General features: G+C 58.5%; 17 protein-coding genes and 2 tRNA genes. 8 read left to right on the plus strand and 11 right to left on the minus strand.

Features of this window, described 5'->3' with window-relative positions:
* Positions 1–171: 171 nt before the first annotated feature.
* From QZZ60_RS05435 to QZZ60_RS05465, 7 genes are all read right to left on the minus strand, one after another.
* A complete protein-coding gene (locus QZZ60_RS05435) occupies positions 172–645 on the minus strand; it encodes a threonine/serine exporter family protein (RefSeq protein ID WP_295638907.1) in 474 nt (157 codons plus the stop codon).
* A gap of 6 nt (positions 646–651) precedes the next feature.
* Entirely contained in the window at positions 652–1455 is an 804-nt protein-coding gene (locus QZZ60_RS05440; RefSeq protein WP_295638910.1) for a threonine/serine exporter family protein, read from the minus strand.
* A gap of 624 nt (positions 1456–2079) precedes the next feature.
* On the minus strand, positions 2080–2508 hold the full coding sequence (secG, locus tag QZZ60_RS05445; RefSeq protein WP_295638912.1) for a preprotein translocase subunit SecG: 429 nt from the start codon (positions 2506–2508) through the stop codon (positions 2080–2082).
* Between the two features lie 16 nt (positions 2509–2524).
* Positions 2525–3280, minus strand: a complete 756-nt coding sequence (tpiA, locus tag QZZ60_RS05450; protein ID WP_295638915.1) for a triose-phosphate isomerase — start codon at positions 3278–3280, stop codon at positions 2525–2527.
* Positions 3281–3351: 71 nt separating this feature from the next.
* The gene (locus QZZ60_RS05455; protein ID WP_295638918.1) at positions 3352–4266 is read right to left on the minus strand and encodes a TIGR00282 family metallophosphoesterase; all 915 of its coding nucleotides are present in this window, start codon (positions 4264–4266) and stop codon (positions 3352–3354) included.
* Positions 4266–5084, minus strand: a complete 819-nt coding sequence (locus tag QZZ60_RS05460) for an HD domain-containing protein (protein WP_295638921.1) — start codon at positions 5082–5084, stop codon at positions 4266–4268. Before QZZ60_RS05460 ends, QZZ60_RS05455 begins: the two co-directional genes overlap by 1 nt.
* On the minus strand, positions 5074–5304 hold the full coding sequence (locus tag QZZ60_RS05465; RefSeq protein ID WP_295638924.1) for a hypothetical protein: 231 nt from the start codon (positions 5302–5304) through the stop codon (positions 5074–5076). Before QZZ60_RS05465 ends, QZZ60_RS05460 begins: the two co-directional genes overlap by 11 nt.
* Before the next feature lie 150 nt (positions 5305–5454).
* On the opposite strand from QZZ60_RS05465, the gene dnaE reads away from it, so the two are divergent.
* Positions 5455–8985 (plus strand): DNA polymerase III subunit alpha, encoded by a 3531-nt coding sequence (dnaE, locus tag QZZ60_RS05470; protein WP_295638926.1) that lies wholly within the window; start codon positions 5455–5457, stop codon positions 8983–8985.
* A gap of 266 nt (positions 8986–9251) precedes the next feature.
* The gene (locus QZZ60_RS05475; RefSeq protein WP_295638930.1) at positions 9252–9644 is read left to right on the plus strand and encodes a 6-carboxytetrahydropterin synthase; all 393 of its coding nucleotides are present in this window, start codon (positions 9252–9254) and stop codon (positions 9642–9644) included.
* Positions 9645–9775: 131 nt separating this feature from the next.
* Here QZZ60_RS05475 and QZZ60_RS05480 read toward each other — a convergent pair whose 3' ends face one another.
* The 4 genes from QZZ60_RS05480 to QZZ60_RS05495 all read right to left on the minus strand — a co-directional run bounded on the left by QZZ60_RS05480 (position 9776) and on the right by QZZ60_RS05495 (position 12036).
* Positions 9776–10000, minus strand: a complete 225-nt coding sequence (locus QZZ60_RS05480) for a hypothetical protein (protein WP_295638933.1) — start codon at positions 9998–10000, stop codon at positions 9776–9778.
* 272 nt (positions 10001–10272) lie between these two features.
* Positions 10273–10569 carry a hypothetical protein gene (locus QZZ60_RS05485; RefSeq protein WP_295638936.1) on the minus strand — a complete coding sequence of 99 codons (297 nt, stop codon included), beginning with the start codon at positions 10567–10569 and terminating at the stop codon, positions 10273–10275.
* An 85-nt stretch (positions 10570–10654) separates the two neighbouring features.
* Entirely contained in the window at positions 10655–10933 is a 279-nt protein-coding gene (locus tag QZZ60_RS05490; protein WP_294446900.1) for a hypothetical protein, read from the minus strand.
* 65 nt (positions 10934–10998) lie between these two features.
* Positions 10999–12036 carry an AI-2E family transporter gene (locus tag QZZ60_RS05495; RefSeq protein WP_295638939.1) on the minus strand — a complete coding sequence of 346 codons (1038 nt, stop codon included), beginning with the start codon at positions 12034–12036 and terminating at the stop codon, positions 10999–11001.
* Between the two features lie 296 nt (positions 12037–12332).
* Between QZZ60_RS05495 and QZZ60_RS05500 the strand changes: the two genes are divergently transcribed.
* From QZZ60_RS05500 to fdnG, 6 genes are all read left to right on the plus strand, one after another.
* Positions 12333–12941, plus strand: coding sequence for a TetR/AcrR family transcriptional regulator (locus QZZ60_RS05500; protein WP_295638950.1), 609 nt, complete (start codon positions 12333–12335; stop codon positions 12939–12941).
* Positions 12942–12945: 4 nt separating this feature from the next.
* A complete protein-coding gene (locus QZZ60_RS05505; RefSeq protein WP_295638941.1) occupies positions 12946–13755 on the plus strand; it encodes an undecaprenyl-diphosphate phosphatase in 810 nt (269 codons plus the stop codon).
* 88 nt (positions 13756–13843) lie between these two features.
* Positions 13844–13920, plus strand: a tRNA-Met gene (locus tag QZZ60_RS05510).
* A 122-nt stretch (positions 13921–14042) separates the two neighbouring features.
* On the plus strand, positions 14043–15098 hold the full coding sequence (locus QZZ60_RS05515; protein ID WP_295638944.1) for a manganese-dependent inorganic pyrophosphatase: 1056 nt from the start codon (positions 14043–14045) through the stop codon (positions 15096–15098).
* Positions 15099–15130: 32 nt separating this feature from the next.
* Positions 15131–15207 (plus strand) — tRNA-Met (locus QZZ60_RS05520).
* Positions 15208–15929: 722 nt separating this feature from the next.
* Positions 15930–18883 (plus strand): formate dehydrogenase-N subunit alpha (gene fdnG, locus QZZ60_RS05525; RefSeq protein ID WP_295638946.1); only part of this gene is annotated, 2954 nt, incomplete at its 3' end.

Genomic DNA, 18883 nt, shown 5'->3' on the forward strand with positions numbered 1-18883 from the left:
ACTCCGAACCAATTGATTAAGAGTCAACTGCTCTACCAATTGAGCTAGTGACCCACTCGCTTGACGCAGGTGTCTTTATAGAGAAATCACCCCTCCTCGTCAAGCATTTTTCTCAAAAAAAATCATTTTATCGATTTTTATAAAAAATATATTATTTTTCAGTATGTTGCATCACTTTATACGAGAAGGCCTCACCTGACGGATTCCCCGCATCAGCATTCTTGTGATGTGAAGGAGCGTCATGGCGCATACCATGCCGGCAGCTATGGCCGCAGCAAGAAGCAGCGTGTAGAGAATCTGCTGGGCAAAGGCGCTCCAATGTCCGCTCACGGCAAAGCTCATGGATCGATACAGCGAAGCGCCGGGCACCATGGGAATGGCGGCCGGGACAAGAAACACCGTAGTAGGCGTTTTTTTCAGGCGGGACAGAGGCTCGGCGTACACGGTGAAGCAGGCGGAGGCGAGGAAAAAGCGTATGACGTCGCTTTGATACCACTCTCCGAGGGCAAGATAGGCCGCCCATCCTATCAGGCCTCCGAGTCCGGCCCAGAAAAGTCTGGCGGACTGCACGTTAAAAAGCACGGCGAAGCCGAGAGCGCCGGTAAAGGCCGTCACAAGCTGAATGAGCCAGTCGGGAATGATCATGGGGCATCACCAGATAAGGGTAGGCAGCGCAAAGCCGAAGGCGATGAGCGCGGCCAGAACGAAGGCGTTGCAGAATCCAAGAAGCGCAGACAGCGTGTCTCCGTTGAAAACGTCACGTATGGAGTTCGTGAGCTGCATTCCGGGAATAAGCAGCATGATGTTGCCGATGCTGATCTTCTCGGCAGAGCATCCGAAGCCGACGGACACAAAGAAAAGGGCGAGACAGCCGCCCGCAAACGACCACAGAACAGCGGCCACGGTGGACGGCAGCTGAAGGAGGCGGGATACGGAATCCATGTACTTCAGAAACAGACCGATGACGGCCGAGGCCGCGGCATCCAGCCAGGAGCCTCCGAAAAACAACGTGAAGGACGCGGATATCAGGGCATGTATGGCCAGCATGGTCCCAAAGGAATACTGGGGCGTCCCCGTTCGTATTTCTTCAAGCTCATTTTCCACCACCTCGAAAAGAGGCATTTCCTCACATATGCGGCGGGAAAGGGCATTGAGCCTCGCAAGCTTGAACAGATCGTACCTGGTGGACGTGATGCGCCTTGTCTGCGTCACTGCTCCGAACATGGGAGAGTACACAGTCACCACGATGGCCGAGGTAATGGTGAACACATCCACCTTCTCCGCACCGTAGGCCAGGCAGATGCGTCGAACGCTGTCCTCCACACGACTGACCTCGGCTCCGCTGATGAGCATTTCCTCACCGATGTTCAGAGCATTGAACAGAAACTCGCGCGCGTAGTCGATGGAAGAAGAGTGCTGCAGCGCGACCTGCTCCGCCAGATAGTATCTCGCCATAATTAAACCATCACTTGAAGATTTACAGCCCCGGACATTCGGCGGACCGCCGCCCTTCACGGAAGCCGTCAGGCTGCCAAGACCTATAAAAGAGCCCCTCAAGGATTGTCAATGGTACGAAGGTCGCCCGAAAAACGTGAACGCGTGCCCTTTTCCGCTCCGGCATCCCGGTCGTTCTTCGGAACATGGAGGAAAGCACCGTCAGTTTCTCGGCAAAAGAAAAAGGCCTCGCCCCGCTCCTCTTCGAGGGCGGACGGCGTGCGTCCAGAACTGTCTGTCCCGGCTCCATCTTCGCTTGCAGAAGCTGAGCGCCCTCTCATGCAGGCCGTCGACCATGCCGAAGCGTCATGCCGCTTTTTTCATTCCCTTTGCGCCTCTCTTGTCCGGGAAGGAAGACGGCATGGCCTCCCGTTCCGGCGGAACAAAAGACTCTGAGACGGCACTGCGCGCGACATCTCTTACGTTTTGATTCTTTCCCCTTCTCCAAACGTTCCAGCAACGCGTCGCCGACACGCCCTTTCCTTCTTTTCCCGAAAGAACGTGCGTCGGCACGAAAACGCCGCATTAAAGCAAAAAGAGCGTCCCCACCGGAACGCTCTTTTCGGCAACATGGTGATCTGTTTACTACTTGGCGGCTTCGGCAGGAGCGGCCTGCTGAGCCGCGGGAGCGGCAGGCTGTTCAGCCGGAGCCTGAGCTTCGGCGGGAGCAGGAGCGGCTTCCGTAGTCTGTGCGGCGGGCGCAGCGGGCGCGGCAGGTGCAGTGTCGGCCACCGGAGCGGGAACCTCTTCGAACTGCACATCAAGCACGGACTCCTGAGACGTACGGGTGGAGCTCGTCATGATGTTGTAGCCCAGAGAAGTGCAGATGAAAATGACGGCAAGGAACGTGGTCAGCTTGGCGAGAACACCGCCCGCACCGGCACTGCCGAACACGGAGCTGTTGCCTCCGCCGCCGAAAATGACGCCCATGCCTTCACGGCCGGACTGGAGAAGCACCAGCACGACAAGGATGATGCATACGATAACATGAAGAGTCAGGATGGCTGTCTGCACGCGAAAAGCTCCTTAACTAGGCATTGATGATCTGAGTAAAGCTGTCAGCCTTCAAAGAAGCTCCTCCTACCAGCACACCGTCCACATTGTCAAGAGCAAGGATGCTTCCGGCGTTGGCGGGCTTCACGCTGCCGCCGTACAGAAGAGGAGTCTTGTCGGCCTTGTCGCCGAGAACCTCACGCATGAGGGAACGGCAGATGGCGTGGGTTTCCACGATGTCGTCGGTGGTGGCGGTCTTGCCGGTACCTATGGCCCACACGGGTTCGTAGGCGATGGCGAGAGCTTCGGCGGGAGTGTCGGCGGGCACGTTCTTCAGGCCGAGCTTGAGCTGGCGTTCAAGCACATTGCGGAGAAGGCCGGCTTCGCGCTCTTCCAGCGTTTCGCCGATGCAGAGCATGACGCGCAGGCCGTTGGCCAGGGCAAAGGCCGTCTTTTCGCCCACAAAGCTGTCGCTTTCGCCGATGACGTGACGACGTTCGGAATGGCCGGTCAGCACCCAGGACGCGCCGCAGGCCCTGATCATGGCGGGGGAAATCTCGCCGGTGAACGCGCCTTCCGCGGCGGGATACACGTCTTCGGCGCCGCAGGCTGCGCCCTTGATGGCTTCCATGGCGCCGCAGGCTCTTTCAAGCGCGGTAAAGGGCACGAAAATCACGATTTCACGACCTTCAGGAGCCTGACCGTTCAAAAGTCCGGCCATTGCCTGCACGGTTTCCACGGCCTCGGCGCCGGTTTTGTACATCTTCCAGTTGGCAGCCATCAGCTTCTTCATAACTACATCCTCTCTGATCTAAAATGGAATGGGGAGAAGGTACGCTTCTCAGACAAAAACACAAGCCCCGTTCAGCTCTGTTCCACACCGCTTCTTGAAGAGCGCGGGCAGTGAGATCTGACGGCACGAATTTCTCTGGCCAGTCCCGTGTCGTCGTCGACGTCGACATAGACGCCGTTCAGGGAAACGGGGCCTTTCGCAGGCTTGAAGGGATGCGGCATGCGCGTGAGAAAGCGGGCGAGCACAGGCTCGAAGTCCATGCCGAGCGACGACTGCTCCACTCCGCACATGCCCGCGTCGCTTATGTAGGCCGTGCCGCAGGGGAGTATCTGGGCATCGGCGGTCTGCACATGCGTATGCGTGCCGATGACCGCGCTCACCCTGCCGTCCAGAGCCCAGCCCATGGTTTTCTTCTCGCCCGTGGTTTCGGCATGAAAATCCACGATGCGGACGACAACGTCGTCGAGCTCATGCGCCCCGACACGCCTCTCTTCGGCTGTCGTAGCATCTTTGTCGCCCTTGTGCAAAGCAAAAAGGTCCGGGCCCTGCGCGGCGGACGCCGGACGGGAAGTGCCTTCAAGCCAGTTCAGCACCGCCCGGAACGGGCAGGGAAGCGGATCCATGAACACGGTGCCGAGCAGGTTGATCACGGCCAGTCGGCGTCCGTCCGGGAGCGTGTGCACCACATATCCCCGTCCCGGCGCCCCTTCCGGGTAATTGAAGGGGCGGACGATGCGCCGGTCTCTGTCCAGCCGGGAAAAAATCTCCCTGTGACGCCACACATGATTGCCCGCAGTCACAAGATCCACGCCTGCGGCAAACAATTCATCCAGCGTGTCCGACGTCATGCCCATGCCTCCGGCAATGTTCTCCCCGTTGGCAATGACCACATCGAACGACAGCTCCTCAAAAAGTTCCGGAAGATACTGCTTGACGGCGAGTCTCCCCGCCTTGCCCACCACGTCGCCGAGAAAAAGAATGCGCATCAGTCGTCCGCTCCTCGGCCGTTCCGGCACTGTTCAAGCAAAGCATGAAGTTTATCCTTCGCGGGACGCAGTTGCGGATCATCGGGCAACCCTTCAAGAACCTTTTCCATAAGTCCGCTTTCGGCCAGAGCGCGCCTTGTGGCGGAAAAGCGCAGCTCAAGCATCCAGGTGCCGAGCAGCAGACGGAAGTCGTTGACGAAATGAAGATCCGTATACCTGGCGACGCGGCCTGCCAAAACGTCGTCCGCCACTTTGGACGTCCAGCAGCCGGGATCGTCCTTCACATGAAGAAGCACGGCGTCCCTTTCCGGCAGGGCGTTGTCGAGGTAGCTGACCATGACGCGAAAAATGTCCAGCTTGTCGCTGTCCCTCACCACGTCGGTCACGAAACGGGCTTCCGGGGCAAGCAGAGGTGAAAGCGCGTAGCGGTTGTGCAGCAGCACGGCGCAGCACGCCAGATGAACAACCCGGAGCTCCTCATCCTTCAAAAAGCCTTCGTCCCGCAGGGTCCGAAAGCTCAGCGCCGCGTGATTGACCGACCTTGCGTCCAGAAACGTGCGGAACTGCCGAAACTGCGGAAAACGTCCGCAGTCATGATAGAGCGCCGCAAGCACGGCAGCCCGGCAGACGTCGTCACGAAGAGCCCAGGCACGTTCCTTCTCATCTGCGGCAAGAGAATCGACAATGACTTCGGCGTGGTCCACGACCCGAAACGTATGCTCTACCTTGAGACGGAGAGGCGCCGCATCCGGCACATCCCGAAAGCCGTCGACATACTCGAGAAAGCGCCGACGGTGAGCGGAAAGATCAATGTTCATCCTGCTCTCCCCTCTTCTGCCATTCCTTGAGCCGGCGCTCTCTGTCCTCGGCCTCCTTCTGACGGATGCGTCTGTTGCTTTCATCCCAGCGGGGATCGCGCAAAAAACCTTTCGGGCCGTAGAGCGCCCGCAGGAAAAAAATGATGGCGGCCGAAACCAGCACCATGATGATCACGCCGCTGAGCGTGCCGGTGAAAAGACTTTCGAGAATGTCGAACAAGAAAACGTCTCCTTAGCAGAATTTGCCCGATACTAGCCGCTGAATGTGCCGGAGGCAAGTGTTGTCCGGGTTCGCAAGGTCCCTCCCCGCGCTTTACGGAAACTGCCCCCTGTGCTACGTACTTGGCACGGATGTATCATCGGAGTCACCATGTCGAATTTTGTTCATCTACACTGTCACACGGAGTTCAGTCTCCTTGACGGCGCCATCCGCGTCGCCGATCTGGCGCAGAAGGCCAAGGCCCTCGGCATGCCCGCTGCCGCCATCACGGATCACGGCAACCTTTTCGGCACGGCCTACTTCTACTCCGCCTGCAAGGACGTGGGCATTCCCCCCATCATCGGCTGCGAGGTCTATGTCACGCGTGATCACAAGGACAAGACCTCCGACTTTGCCAGAGTGCGCCATCACCTCATACTTCTGGCGCAGAATCCCACCGGATACCGCAACCTCATGCATCTTGTCAGCCGCAGCTGGCTCGACGGCTTTCACTACAAGCCGCGCATAGACAAGAAAATGCTTTACGGATGCACCGACGGTCTCGTGGCGCTTTCCGCCTGCGTGGCGGGCGAAATTCCCCGCACGCTGCTCGGCAGCAACAAGCTCATCACGGGCGGCGGCACCTTCGACGACGCCGTAGCCATAGCAAAGGAATACGCCGCTCTCTTTCCCGAACGCTTCTACCTGGAAGTGCAGGCCAACAGTCTTCCCGAGCAGGCCAGAGTCAACGAAGGCATTCTGAAGCTTGCCGAAGCCACGAAGCTGCCCCTCGTCGCCACCAACGACTGCCATTACCTCAACGCCGACGACGTGGAGGCCCACGACATTCTGCTCTGCATACAGACGCAGGCAAAGGTGGACGATCCCAAGCGCTTCCGCTTCGAAGCCCGGGACCTCTACTACAAGTCGGAAGAGGAAATGCTCGCCGGGCTGGAGGGCATTCCCCGCGACGCCATGGAAAACACGCTCAAGATCGCGGATCAGTGCTGCCATCTTGAAATTCAGCTTCATGCGCCGCCCTACCATTTCCCCGTCTACGATCTGCCCGAAGGCGTCACTCTGGCAGACGAATTCTGCCGCATGGCCAGGGAAGGTCTGGAAAAGCGCCTGGAAAAGCATCCTCACAAGGATACCATCAATCCGCAGGAATACCGGGACAGGCTGGAAATGGAGCTCAAGGTCATCTGCGACATGGGCTTTCCCGGCTATTTCCTCATCGTGCAGGACTACATCAACTGGGCCAAGAACAACGGCATTCCCGTAGGTCCGGGCCGCGGCTCAGCCGCCGGTTCCGTGGCGGCGTGGGCACTTCGCATCACATCCATCGACCCTCTGCCCAACAAGCTCTTCTTTGAACGCTTCCTCAACGTCGAACGCGTCAGCATGCCCGATATCGACGTGGACTTCTGCGAAGACAGGCGCCTTGAAGTGCTCGAGTACGTCACCCGGAAATACGGCAAGGACAAGGTGTCGCAGATCGCGGCCTTCGGAAAGATGAAGGCCAAGGCCGTGGTCAAGGACGTAGGCCGCGCCATGGGCATCCCGTTCAATGAGACGACGCGCATCGCCAAGATGATTCCCGCCGATCTCAAGATGACGCTCCAAAAAGCGCTCGACACGGTGCCCGAGCTGGCGGACGAGTACAAGACGAAGCCGGAAGTCAGAAAGCTCATCGACATTTCCCTTCGTCTGGAAGGCCTGACGCGCCACGCCTCCACCCATGCCGCTGGCGTGGTGGTGTCCGACAGGCCCATGGAAGAATATCTTCCGCTCTTTGCCGGACGAAAGGGCGAACAGATCGCCGCATTCGACATGAAATTCGTGGAGAAGGTCGGCCTTGTGAAGTTCGACTTCCTCGGGCTGCGCACCATGACCGTCATTTCCAACGCGGTGAAGAACATTCTCCAGCAGGGCAAGGAAGCCCCGGACATGGAAAATCTGTCCACGGATGATCAGAACGTGTACGATCTTCTGTCCCGCGGCGATACCGACGGCGTGTTTCAGCTGGAAAGCACAGGCATGCGCAAATACCTGCGCATGCTCAAGCCCTCCGGCTTTGAAGATCTTGTGGCTATGCTCGCCCTGTACCGTCCCGGCCCGCTCAACTCGGGCATGGTCGACGAATTCATCAAACGCAAGCACGGAGAAATCGAGGTTTCCTACCCTCTGCCGGAACTTGAATCCTGCCTGAAGGACACCTACGGCGTCATCGTCTATCAGGAACAGGTCATGCAGATCGCGCAGATCACCGCCAAGTACACGCTCGGCGGAGCAGACCTTCTGCGACGGGCCATGGGCAAGAAAAAGGCCGAGGAAATGGCCAAGCAGCGCGACATTTTCCTCAAGGGAGCGTCCGAACGCGGCGTCGCCAAGGAAAAGGCCAACGAAATTTTCGACCTTATGGAAAAATTCGCGGAATACGGCTTCAACAAGGCGCATTCCGCAGCCTATGCCTACATTACTTATGTAACGGCATTCCTGAAGTATTACTTCAAGGTCGAGTTCATGGCCGCCCTCCTTTCCTCGGAAATAGGCAACCAGGACAAGATCCTCAACTACATTGCCGCCTGCCGCGACATGAACATCGACGTTCTGCCGCCCAACGTGCAGATAAGCCTGCGCTCCTTCACCCCGAGCGGAGCTTCCATCGTCTACGGTCTCGGCGGCGTGAAGAACGTCGGCGACGAAGCCATCAACGAGATCGTCCGTTCCCGGGAGGAGGAAGGCCCCTACAAATCGCTGCTCGATCTTTGCACGCGCGTGAATCTGCGAAAGGTGACCAAGCGCGTTCTTGAAAGCCTCATCAAGGGCGGGGCCTGCGACTGCTTCGGCGTAAGCCGTGCGGGCATGCTGGCCAGTCTCGACAACGTGGTGGCCAGAGCACAGAAAAAGCAGAAGGAGAAGAACTCGGCCCAGATTTCCCTTCTGGCCTTCTCGCCTTCCGTGGAGGCGACCCCCATGCCCGGCATAGGCTTCCCCTGCGAGGAACAGGACACTCCGGAATGGGACGACGACCAGAAGCTGACCTTTGAAAAGGACTCTCTGGGCTTTTACCTGACCAGCCATCCGCTTCAGCCCTTCCGTCGCGACATGCAGAGACTCGGTCTGCTCACGCTCGAGGAAATCAGCGAACTCGGCAAGGGCTCCGTAAAGACGGGCGTTCTCGTGACCGGGCTCAAGGAGTTCATCACCAGAAAGGGCGACAAGATGGCCTTCGTGCAGGTGGAGGATCTGACGGGGCATGCCGAAGTCACCATCTTCCCCAAGACCTACGCAGCCATCAAGGAAACGCTGCACGCGGAACGGCCTCTCATAGAACTTGTGGGCACCGTGGACGCCAGAGATGACGACGACTACGACGACGATGATGACGAAGAAAACGCCGCCAGGGAAATCAAGCTGCTGTGCGACTCGGCACGCCCGCTGCTCGAAGCCTGCATGAACAGCGACCATCCGGTGCTCTTCCCCTACCCCGTCACCTGCACGGGAGACGCCGACATTGCGGAGTTCAAGGCCATCCTGGAAAAACACAAGGGAACCTCCTCCGTGCAGATTCAGTTCGAACTCAACAACCGCAGCTGCATCATGGAGCTCGGTCCGCGCTGGAGAGTGCAGGCCAGCCCCCAGCTCAACAAGGACATGGACGCCTGGGCCAAGGCGCGGCTGGCTCTCAGACAATAAAAGGCGGTCGGATCTCCGTCCGGTGAACCGGAGAAGAGATCCGGCCGTACCTTAGGCGCCCCCCGGATGCATTTCCGTTCTCTTCCCGCCCGACGCATGCCGGACGCGCCGGAAGCATGAAGGGTATCTGCTCCCGGAAAATCGTGTGTTGTGTCCGCAGCCCGGCTACGGAGCCTTCTCATGTTTCTCGGACGACATCAGGGAACGCAGGAAAGACCGACACCGTGCAGGACTGCCCGCCATCCACTCAAGAGCAAGGAGACATCATGAAGAAAGCCATATGGAGACTCACCATACGCGGCGACTTTGCTGCCGCTCACGCGCTGCGTCACTATCAGGGCAAGTGCGAAGATCTGCACGGTCACAACTATCTTGTGGAAATGGTCGTGGAAGGTGAAACCCTCACTCCCGACACCGAACTCGTGGCGGACTTCACCTCGCTGAAAAAAGAGCTGCGGGCGGAGCTTGCGACCATCGATCACAAGTATCTCAACGAACTGCCGCCGTTTGACGTCATCAATCCCTCGTCGGAAAATCTTGCCCGTTATCTGTACGTCAGGATGAGGGAACGTCTCGCCTCCCTGCCGGTGCGCATGCACAGCATGACGGTGGGAGAAACCCCCGTGCAGTCGGCCACCTACCAGGAAACAGACGACTGATGCCGTTACGTTCTGCCGCCCTTCTTCTGTCGCGGCTCGCAGAATGCGGGCGTCCCTTCGCGGAGGAGGCCGCCCGCCGTCTTGGTGCGCATGACGCTACGGACTTCGGCCCCGTACCTCTTTCATGCAGGTCATCCGCTTACCGACGCCCTTCCGACGATCCGGTTCTTCCGCCCGAACGAAACAAAGTTCTGGCCGTCTGCGGCTTTGCCCTGAGCCTTCTCGACGGTTCGGAGCAGCAGCGCCTTTTTTCCCGACTCTGCACCGAAGCCGGGCACACGTTCTTTTTTGACTTCAAGACGCCGGAACGCAATCTGGAATGGCCGTCCGTCCTGCTTTTTGCTCCACTCCGACATGCCGTGTCGTGCTGCGTGCTGGAGAAACAGGGCGGCATGGAAGGCATTCTTTACCAGGAGAGAAAACGTTTTTCCGTGCTTTCCCGCCATACTCTGCTCGGCGGAGCGTTCTGCGGCATTCTTGTGCGGAACGCCTCCCTCTGAGGCCCGGCCGCGCACCTCCCTTTCCTTCCTTGCCAGAGCAGGCGACCAATTCCCCAGCATCTCCGTTCTCGAGGCAGAAACGTTTGCCTCGCCCACTATCCGTCATCAGACGAACCGGCCCGCACACGTCATGCACGAGAAAAAACGCTTCCTCTGATCGACGACATTCCTTTCACGGCTTGTGCGCGTTCGCCGACACGCACATCATGCCTTTTCAGACAATCGCGGGGAAGCGACAGCGTCCGTACGATCGCTTTTCCCGCGTCATTCCCGAAAATGCTCTCCGCCACACAGCGTTCTGCAGCAGAAAAGGCGGCCCGTTTTCCCTGTTTCAAAAACATCCGGTGAACTGAAACAAAGGAATTTCCCACCAGCAGACAGAAAACGAACGCAAAGAGCACCGAACCTTCTTTTGCTGAAGGCACGGCGGCATCACGACAATGGATGGATAAAAGGCCGCCTCCCGCGTCCTGGCATGACGACGGGGAGACGGAAAAGAACGGCCGACGGCTAGCTGCGGGGCAGTTCCATGGAAGCGCCCTGCTCCACGGCGGGAGTCGGTGCTTCTGGCTCCGCCTTTTCTCCGGGCATGCCCATGAGCGCGCCGAGCTGTCCCTTGAAAATGATGTGCGTGGCGGTTTCATCCGCAAGCTCGCCGAGGTCCATGAGCTTTTCCAGAAACTCCAGAATTTCTCCGCGGCGTTCCTCCACCGACCACTTGAAATCTTCCTCAAGATTGCCGGACTTCAGGTATTCTTCCAGTTCGGCAATGTATTTCGCATTGAGCATGGCCATTATTCTGACTCCGTTTGTTGCAGGCTGAAAAAAGGCCGGCAGCATGCTGCCGGGAGCGTTCACATCATGCCGTCGCGCTTTCGGGAAAGCAGCTCGCTTTCCACCATGCACTGCCTGGCCAGCGCCACCATGACGGGTCCGGCAATGATGCCCACCGCTCCGAATACGGCAAGGCTGCACACGATGGAAAGAAGAAGCACCACCATGGAAACTTCGATGCCCGTCTTGAGAAAGTACGGGCGCAGCAGATTGTCGGACCCGGAAACCACGATGCTGCCCCAGGCCAGCAGCATGAGCGCAGAACCGAGAGACTGCGTGGCCCACAGGTATATGGTTATGGGAAGCCATACTATGGCCGTTCCGGCGAGCGGAATGACCGCAGAGAACACGGCAAGAAGTCCCCAGAACGCAGGATCGGGAACATTGAGGAAGCGCAGACCGATGCCGGTGAGCGTTCCCTGAATGATGGGCACGAACACGATGCTGATGAAGACGGAACGGCTCGCATTGTGCAGCACGGCGACAAAGCGATCCACCATGTCGTCATGCCGGGGAAACACCTGAAGCACGACCCGGCGGATGGCGGGAGCGTACACGACGATGAGACAGGTGAACACGATAAAAAGAAAAATGGCCCATACCATGCCCATGGTGTCGCCGGCGAGATTCAGTCCTTTGGAAAGAACGTTCTTGATCACCGTGTTGACCACGGCATTGAAATCGCTCTCAAGCTTGTCGAGATATTCCTGAGCGTTGGGAACGTTCTCCACAAAAATTCTGTATCCCTCTCCGAGATAGTAGGAAATGGCGGGAGGTATGGGATGCCCGTCCTGCCACCAGGCGCTGAGGCGTCTGGCCCCTTCCAGCGCCTGCGGCACGACCATGCCTATGACGATGCTGATGGGCGTGACCACGCAGACCACAAGTCCCACCGAAAAGCAGACGATGGTTCCGGTCTTGGACATTCTCGCACGCAGCCACCGATACACGGGCAGCGTAAGCGCCGCGGTGACGGCCGCAACAAAGGCGCTCGTGGGATAGGGAGACAGCAGAGCGAACCATAAGACAATTGCAACGACAGCCAGGCAGCGGGCCATGAATCCTCCATGATGAGAGACGCGGAACATTCCGACATCCCTTCAAGGGTACTGGGGATCGGCGGCGATGTCCAGTTTTAGAGAGCGTGCCCTGCCCTCTGCCTGTTTGAGCAAACAAACGGCTTGCCTTTATCCCTGCAATGAGGCAAACCTGAAGCCGTCAGAAACATGCTCCGGCCGCGGACATTTCCGAAGATCAGGCGCAGAAAAACGTCCACGGAGGAGCGTCACCTTTTTCACGGCCGAGGCCTTCGCAAGGCCGAGGCGTACCGTCCATGGCGGACACAGTCAAGACAATGAACATGAAAACCATCACGAAAAAGGAAGCCCTGCTGCAGGCAGCCAAGGAACTGTTCGGCGAATACGGTTTTGCCGAAACCACGTTCAAGAAAATCTCCGACAGGGCGGGCGTCGCGCTGGGACTTCTCACCCATCATTACGGCAACAAGGAAAAGCTGTTCTTTGCCGCCGGCATGGACGTCCTCGAACATTTTCTGCGCGTTCTTCGCTCCGCCACGGAAGGAACGCCGGACGGACTTTCCGGCGTGCTCTCCTTCTGCCGCGCCTATCTCGAATTCTCCGTCGATCCCCACACCAACTGGCTCGTGCTCGTGCGCTGCTCTCCCTACAGCGACATGAAGGCCAGCGACGACAGAGAAATCATGCTCCGCAAATTTGCGGAAGTGCACCATCTGCTTGAAGTGCAGCTTCAAAGGGGCGTGGCCGACGGCACGGTCACGCAGCTCACGCCCGCAAGCACGGCGCAGGTCATTGTCGGCCTCATGGTCGGCGCCAACCGCACAAGAGTGCTTACTCCCTACACCTACGGCTCATCCGAAAATTTCTACACGGAAACCCTTACCTTCGTCGAACGGGCCGTTTCCAGCGGCACGAACAGGAGCTGACGCCATGGACTCCCTCCTCACCGCCGGCATGCTCGGCCTCGTGGAAGGACTCACCGAGTTCCTTCCCATCTCCTCCTCCGGTCACCTCGTCATCGCCTCCGATCTCCTGGGCTTCTCCGGCTCGAAGGCCTCCACTTTCGAGGTGGTAATTCAGGTAGGAGCCATACTGGCCGTGCTCGTGCTCTACTGGAAGCGCTTCTTCGGACTTCTGTTTCCGACGGAACGCTCCGGGGCCTTTTCCGGTATTCGCGGCATCATGCTTCTTGTCCTCACCAGCCTGCCCGCCTCCGTGCTGGGCCTTCTTCTGCACGGCTTCATCAAATCCCTGTTCACCCCGGCCACGGTGACCGCCGCCCTCGTGTGCGGCGCCCTGCTCATGCTGGCGGTGGAACACATGGTCGCCCATCGTCAGGATCGCATGCCGGTGCAGTCTCTTGATCAGCTCTCGGCCGCGCAGGCCTTCGGCATAGGCTGCTTCCAGTGCCTTGCCCTGTGGCCGGGCTTTTCCCGGTCCGCGTCCACGCTCATGGGCGGCATGATTCTTGGCGTACGGCGCGAAGTGGCCGCGGAGTACTCCTTCATTGCGGCCGTGCCCATCATCATCGGAGCCGCCGGCTACGATCTGCTGAAATCCCTGTCGCTGTTTTCGGCCGCCGACGTTCCCTTCTTCATCGTCGGTTCCGCAGTCGCCTTTCTCTCCGCCATCGCGGCCATACGCATCTTCATTTCCATTCTCGGCCGCAACACCTTGAAACCGTTTGCAATCTATCGTCTTGTCCTGGCCGTTCCGGTCTACTTCTTCATGGTACGCTGAAAAAATTTGCCCAAAGGCCAAAAAAATGCTTGCCAAGGGCGAATGTTTTCTATAAGTACATTCCTGCGCCGGATGATTCCGGGGTCACGGCAAGGTAGCTCAGTTGGTTAGAGCATACGGTTCATACCCGTAGTGTCGAGAGTTCAAATCTCCCCCTTGCTACCATAACAATAAGAAAGTCCAGGATTTTTCTTGGACTTTTTTTTATGCCTTATCAAGCTCGGCGCATCGTTTTCTGCTGCGCCGAGACGCATCACACGCCCATCATCCCCATTCGGAGTTTTCCCATGGCTTCCCCTTCCCGTCCTCAACGCATTCAGGTATTCGGCCACAAGAATCCCGATACCGACTCCGTCATCGCCGCCATTGCGCTGGCGGAACTGCAGAATCAGAGAGGCATGCCCTCCAGCCCCAAAATTCAGGGCAGCACCAGCCCCGAAACCAACTTCGTCATGCAGCGCTTCAACATCAAGCCTCCGCGCATCATGGAAAGCGTTGCCGGCCGTCAGGTGAGTCTGGTGGACTTTTCCGATCTCGCCCAGGCTCCGCAGGGCTTCGACAGCAGCACCGTCGTCTCCGTCGTGGATCACCACAAGCTCGGCGACGTGACCACGGCCGCCCCTCTGGAAATGTGGGTATGGCCCGTTGGCTGCAGCAACACCATTCTGAAGAACATGTACGACTTCTACGGCGGCTACGTTCCCACCTATCTTGCCGGCGGCATGCTCTGCGCCATTCTGTCCGACACCGTGCTCTTCCGCTCTCCCACCACCACCGACGCCGACCGCCGTGCCGCGGCGGAGCTTGCGGAAATCGCTGGCGTGGACGACATCATGGAACTCGGCATGGAAATGTTCCGCGCCAAATCCGATCTGCACGATTCCGCCGACAATCTTTTCCAGCGGGACTACAAGGAATTCGACATCAACGGACGCAAAGTCGGCATAGGTCAGCTCGAGCTCATGGACGCCGGCATGATCGACCCCATCAAGGCCGACCTGTTCCGGGCCGCCCGCAAGCTCATGGAAGAACACGGCTGCCACACCGTCATGTTCCTCGCCACCGACATCATGAAGGAAGGCTCGCAGATGCTTGTGGCCTCCCGCGATCTGTCCGTCACGGAAAAGGCGTTCAACGTCCGTCTCGACACCTACAGAATGCCCAAGGTCCGCAACGTGGCTCCGGCCTATGCCAAAGAGGACAGTTCCGACTATCACGAACACGAAAGCGCTCCCGACACGCCCTGGGCCGACGCTCTGGCCGAACACTGGATGCCCGGCATGATGAGCCGCAAGAAGCAGGTTCTGCCTTTTCTCATGGACGCGTTTAATTCGCTTGACTAATCTGAGAACAACGTATATTGTCTCTTCTCGATGGCAAGGTAGCTCAGTTGGTTAGAGCATACGGTTCATACCCGTAGTGTCGAGAGTTCAAATCTCCCCCTTGCTACCAGAAAAACAATGGTCCCGGGATGCGTCATCCCGGGATTTTTTGTTTAAATCCTCTGCGCATCTCCTGCTAAGATCACCGCTTTCCGCGGAAGATGCGCATCTTCCCATATCCGTGCCGCCGGCGTCCGCCTTCGCGTTCCGCAATGCTTCGACACGCCTTCTCTTCTTCTCATACCTGCGCTTTTCTGAAAAGCGGCACACTCGCACTCAGGGCTTCTATCGCCCCCGCATGGACCGCAGGCAAGCCGGGACACGGGAAGCAGCTCATCCCTGCATGCCGGACACCTTGCCGAACCGATACGGGAAGTCTTGGAAAAGACCTTCCCCAAGCCGTGGACGCCGTCATACGCTTTTGCCGTCAACGGGCCGGGAGGATCGGCACGGCAACACGTGCAAAAAAGACTCACGCCCGGCTTCTCGGTAAAGCCAGCAGCCGTCCCCTTTCTGAAAAACGAAAAAGCCCCCCTCTTTTTCCGCATCACGGATTCTTTCCAGGCGTGACGACATCCCGGCAATCCTCCTCCTTTTCCCCTTAATTTCCGCTTTTCATACATGATTTCGCGCTTCTCGAACAAGTTTTTATTGTCACGAAAATAGACATGGGACCAGAAATAGGTTATAGCAGAAAGAAACATGTATGTACCTTGCTCCCGAATCGGGGACATGCGTGTAACTCATGAAACTATCAAGTTTTTCCATTAACTACACTAAGGAGCTTCATTCATGGCGTACACACGTAGAAGCTTTCTGAAAATGGTCGGCGCGGGGGCCATGTGCCTTTCGCTCGCCCATTTTGGATTTGATCTGAAGGAGGCGAAGGCCTACGCCACGTCTCTGAAAATTGAAGGCGCGAAGGAAGTCACCACCGTGTGCCCCTTCTGCGCCGTCTGCTGCCAGGTCATCGCGTATGTGAAGGACGGCAAGCTCATTTCCACGGAAGGCGATCCCGACTTTCCCGTCAACGAGGGCAGCCTCTGCGCCAAGGGCGCGGCGCTTCTCTCCATGTATACCGGCGAACACCGGCTTACCAAGCCCATGTACCGCGCCCCCTACAGCGACAAGTGGGTGGAAAAGGACTGGGACTGGACGCTCGAACAGATCGCCCGCCGCGTGAAGACCGCCCGCGACAACGACTTCATCGTGAAGAACGCCAAGGGGCAGACCGTCAACAGGCTTGAGTCCGTGTTTTGCATGGGCACCTCTCATGCCTCAAACGAAGAGTGCGCCGTCATTCATCAGGCGATGCGCAGCCTGGGGGTCGTCCATATCGACCACCAGGCGCGTGTCTGACACAGCCCGACTGTACCGGCTCTGGCAGAGTCGTTCGGACGTGGGGCTATGACGAATCACTGGATCGACATCAAGAACTCTGATGCCATCCTGATTATGGGCAGCAATGCTGCAGAACATCATCCCGTATCCTTCAAGTGGATCATGCGGGCCAAGGACGCCGGGGCGGCCGTCATGCATGTCGACCCCAAGTTCTCCCGCACGTCGGCACGGTGCGATTTCCATGTGCCGATCCGCTCCGGTACGGACATTGCCTTCCTCGGAGGCATGATCAACTACATCATCGAGTCGGGAAGCTGGTTCAAGGACTATGTGGTGAACTACACCAACGCGACCTATGTGCTGGCCGATTCGTATGACTTCAACGACGGACTCTTCAGCGGCTACGACGCCAAGAAGAGGACATACGACCGTTCTTCCTGGGCCTTCAAGCGCGACGAGCAGGGAGCACCCGTGCGCGACTTCACGCTCAAGGACGAACGCTGCGTATTCAACGTCATGGCAAAGCACTACTCCCGCTACACTCTGGAGAACGTCTCCAAGATCACGGGCGTATCTGAAGAAAACCTCATGAAGGTCTACAAGATCTTCTGTGCCACTGGAAAGCCGGACAAGGCCGGCACCATTCTGTACGCCATCGGCTGGACTCAGCACACGGTGGGCGTGCAGAACATCCGTGCCTCGGCCATCATTCAGCTTCTGCTCGGCAACATCGGCGTGGCCGGCGGCGGCATCAATGCTCTGCGCGGCGAACCCAACGTGCAGGGTTCCACGGACCATGCGCTGCTGTACCACAACCTGCCGGGCTATCACAACGCGCCTCTCGCGCAGTGGCAGACTCTGGAGGAATACAACAAGGCCAACACCCCCGTCACGCACATCGCCAACAGCGCCAACTGGTGGAGCAACCGCCCCAAGTACGTGACCAGTCTGCTCAAGGGCTGGTTCGGCGACGCCGCCACGGCGGAAAATGATTTCTGCTACGGCTGGCTGCCCAAGTGCGAGGACGGCGAGGACTATTCCTACATGTACGCCATGGACCGCATGCTGAACGACAAGATGCGCGGCGGCTTCATTTTCGGCGTGAACCCCATGAACAGTTTCCCTAACACCAACAAGATGCGCGCCGCTCTGGACCATCTGGACTGGCTGGTGGTGGCGGAAATTCATAACTCCGAAACCTCGGACAACTGGCACCGCCCGGGTGCGGACCCGTCCAGCAAGAAGACGGAAGTCTTCCTGCTGCCCTCCGCGCACCGTGTGGAAAAGGAAGGAACCATCAGCAACAGCGGCCGCTGGCTGCAGTGGTTCGACAAGGCCGTGGAGCCTGCGGGCGCAGCCCGCTGCTTCGGCGACATCTACGTGCCGCTCATCAACACCATAAGAGAACTGTACCGGAAGGAAGGCGGCGTCTTCCCCGATCCTCTTCTCAAGCTCAACTGGGCGGACAAGTTCGATGCCTCCGACTGGGCGAAGCGCATCAACGGCTTCTTCTGGAAGGACACCGTCGTCAACGGCAAGACCTACAAGCGCGGACAGCTCGTGCCTGCCTTCGGCAACCTTCAGGCCGACGGCTCCACCTCTTCGCTCAACTGGCTGTATACGGGCAGCTGGACGGAAGAGGAAGGCAACAAGTCCAAGCGTCGCGATCCCAGTCAGACGGAGATGCAGGCAAAGATCGGCATCTACCCCAACTGGTCGTGGTGCTGGCCCATCAACCGTCGCATTCTCTACAACCGCGCGTCCGTGGACCTTCAGGGCAAGCCCTGGAATCCCGACAAGGCGGTCATCGAGTGGAAGGACGGCGCATGGGTGGGCGACGTGCCCGACGGTCCGTGGCCGCCCATGGCCGACGAGAAGAACGGGCGTCTGCCCTTCATCATGAACACCGACGGTGCGGGTCAGCTCTTCGGACCGGGACGTCTTGACGGCCCCTTCCCCGAGCACTACGAGCCCGCCGAGTCGCCTGTGGCCTCGCATCCCTTCTCCAGTCAGCTGACCTCGCCCTGCTTCAAGTTCCATGAAAGCGAGTTCGACAAGTTCGCGGCTCCGGCCGACCCGCGCTACCCCATCGTGCTTACCACCTACAGCATGACGGAACACTGGTGCGGCGGCGGCGAAACCCGCAACGTGCCCAATCTGCTTGAGGCCGAGCCTCAGCTCTATGTGGAAATGAGCCAGGAACTTGCCAGGGAAAAGGGCATCAAGAACGGTGACGGCGTCATCATCGAAAGCGTCCGCGGACAGGTGGAAGCCATAGCCATGGTCACCATACGGCTGCGGCCCTTCACCATCATGGGCAAGACGGTCCATCTCATAGGCATGCCTTTTGCCTACGGCTGGACCACTCCCGGCTGCGGCGATTCCACGAACCGCCTCACCGTGAC

The organism is uncultured Mailhella sp. (genome assembly GCF_905187505.1).
In the GTDB taxonomy this organism is placed as follows: Bacteria; Desulfobacterota; Desulfovibrionia; order Desulfovibrionales; family Desulfovibrionaceae; genus Mailhella.

Coding starts and splice junctions, on each gene's coding strand:
- QZZ60_RS05435 (WP_295638907.1), bottom strand. CDS start 645: ATGATCATTCCCGACTGGCTCATTCAGCTTGTGACGGCCTTTACCGGC.
- QZZ60_RS05440 (WP_295638910.1), bottom strand. CDS start 1,455: ATGGCGAGATACTATCTGGCGGAGCAGGTCGCGCTGCAGCACTCTTCT.
- tpiA (WP_295638915.1), bottom strand. CDS start 3,280: ATGAAGAAGCTGATGGCTGCCAACTGGAAGATGTACAAAACCGGCGCC.
- QZZ60_RS05455 (WP_295638918.1), bottom strand. CDS start 4,266: ATGCGCATTCTTTTTCTCGGCGACGTGGTGGGCAAGGCGGGGAGACTC.
- QZZ60_RS05460 (WP_295638921.1), bottom strand. CDS start 5,084: ATGAACATTGATCTTTCCGCTCACCGTCGGCGCTTTCTCGAGTATGTC.
- dnaE (WP_295638926.1), top strand. CDS start 5,455: ATGTCGAATTTTGTTCATCTACACTGTCACACGGAGTTCAGTCTCCTT.
- QZZ60_RS05475 (WP_295638930.1), top strand. CDS start 9,252: ATGAAGAAAGCCATATGGAGACTCACCATACGCGGCGACTTTGCTGCC.
- QZZ60_RS05480 (WP_295638933.1), bottom strand. CDS start 10,000: ATGTCGGAGTGGAGCAAAAAGCAGGACGGACGGCCATTCCAGATTGCG.
- QZZ60_RS05490 (WP_294446900.1), bottom strand. CDS start 10,933: ATGCTCAATGCGAAATACATTGCCGAACTGGAAGAATACCTGAAGTCC.
- QZZ60_RS05495 (WP_295638939.1), bottom strand. CDS start 12,036: ATGGCCCGCTGCCTGGCTGTCGTTGCAATTGTCTTATGGTTCGCTCTG.
- QZZ60_RS05500 (WP_295638950.1), top strand. CDS start 12,333: ATGAACATGAAAACCATCACGAAAAAGGAAGCCCTGCTGCAGGCAGCC.
- QZZ60_RS05505 (WP_295638941.1), top strand. CDS start 12,946: ATGGACTCCCTCCTCACCGCCGGCATGCTCGGCCTCGTGGAAGGACTC.
- QZZ60_RS05515 (WP_295638944.1), top strand. CDS start 14,043: ATGGCTTCCCCTTCCCGTCCTCAACGCATTCAGGTATTCGGCCACAAG.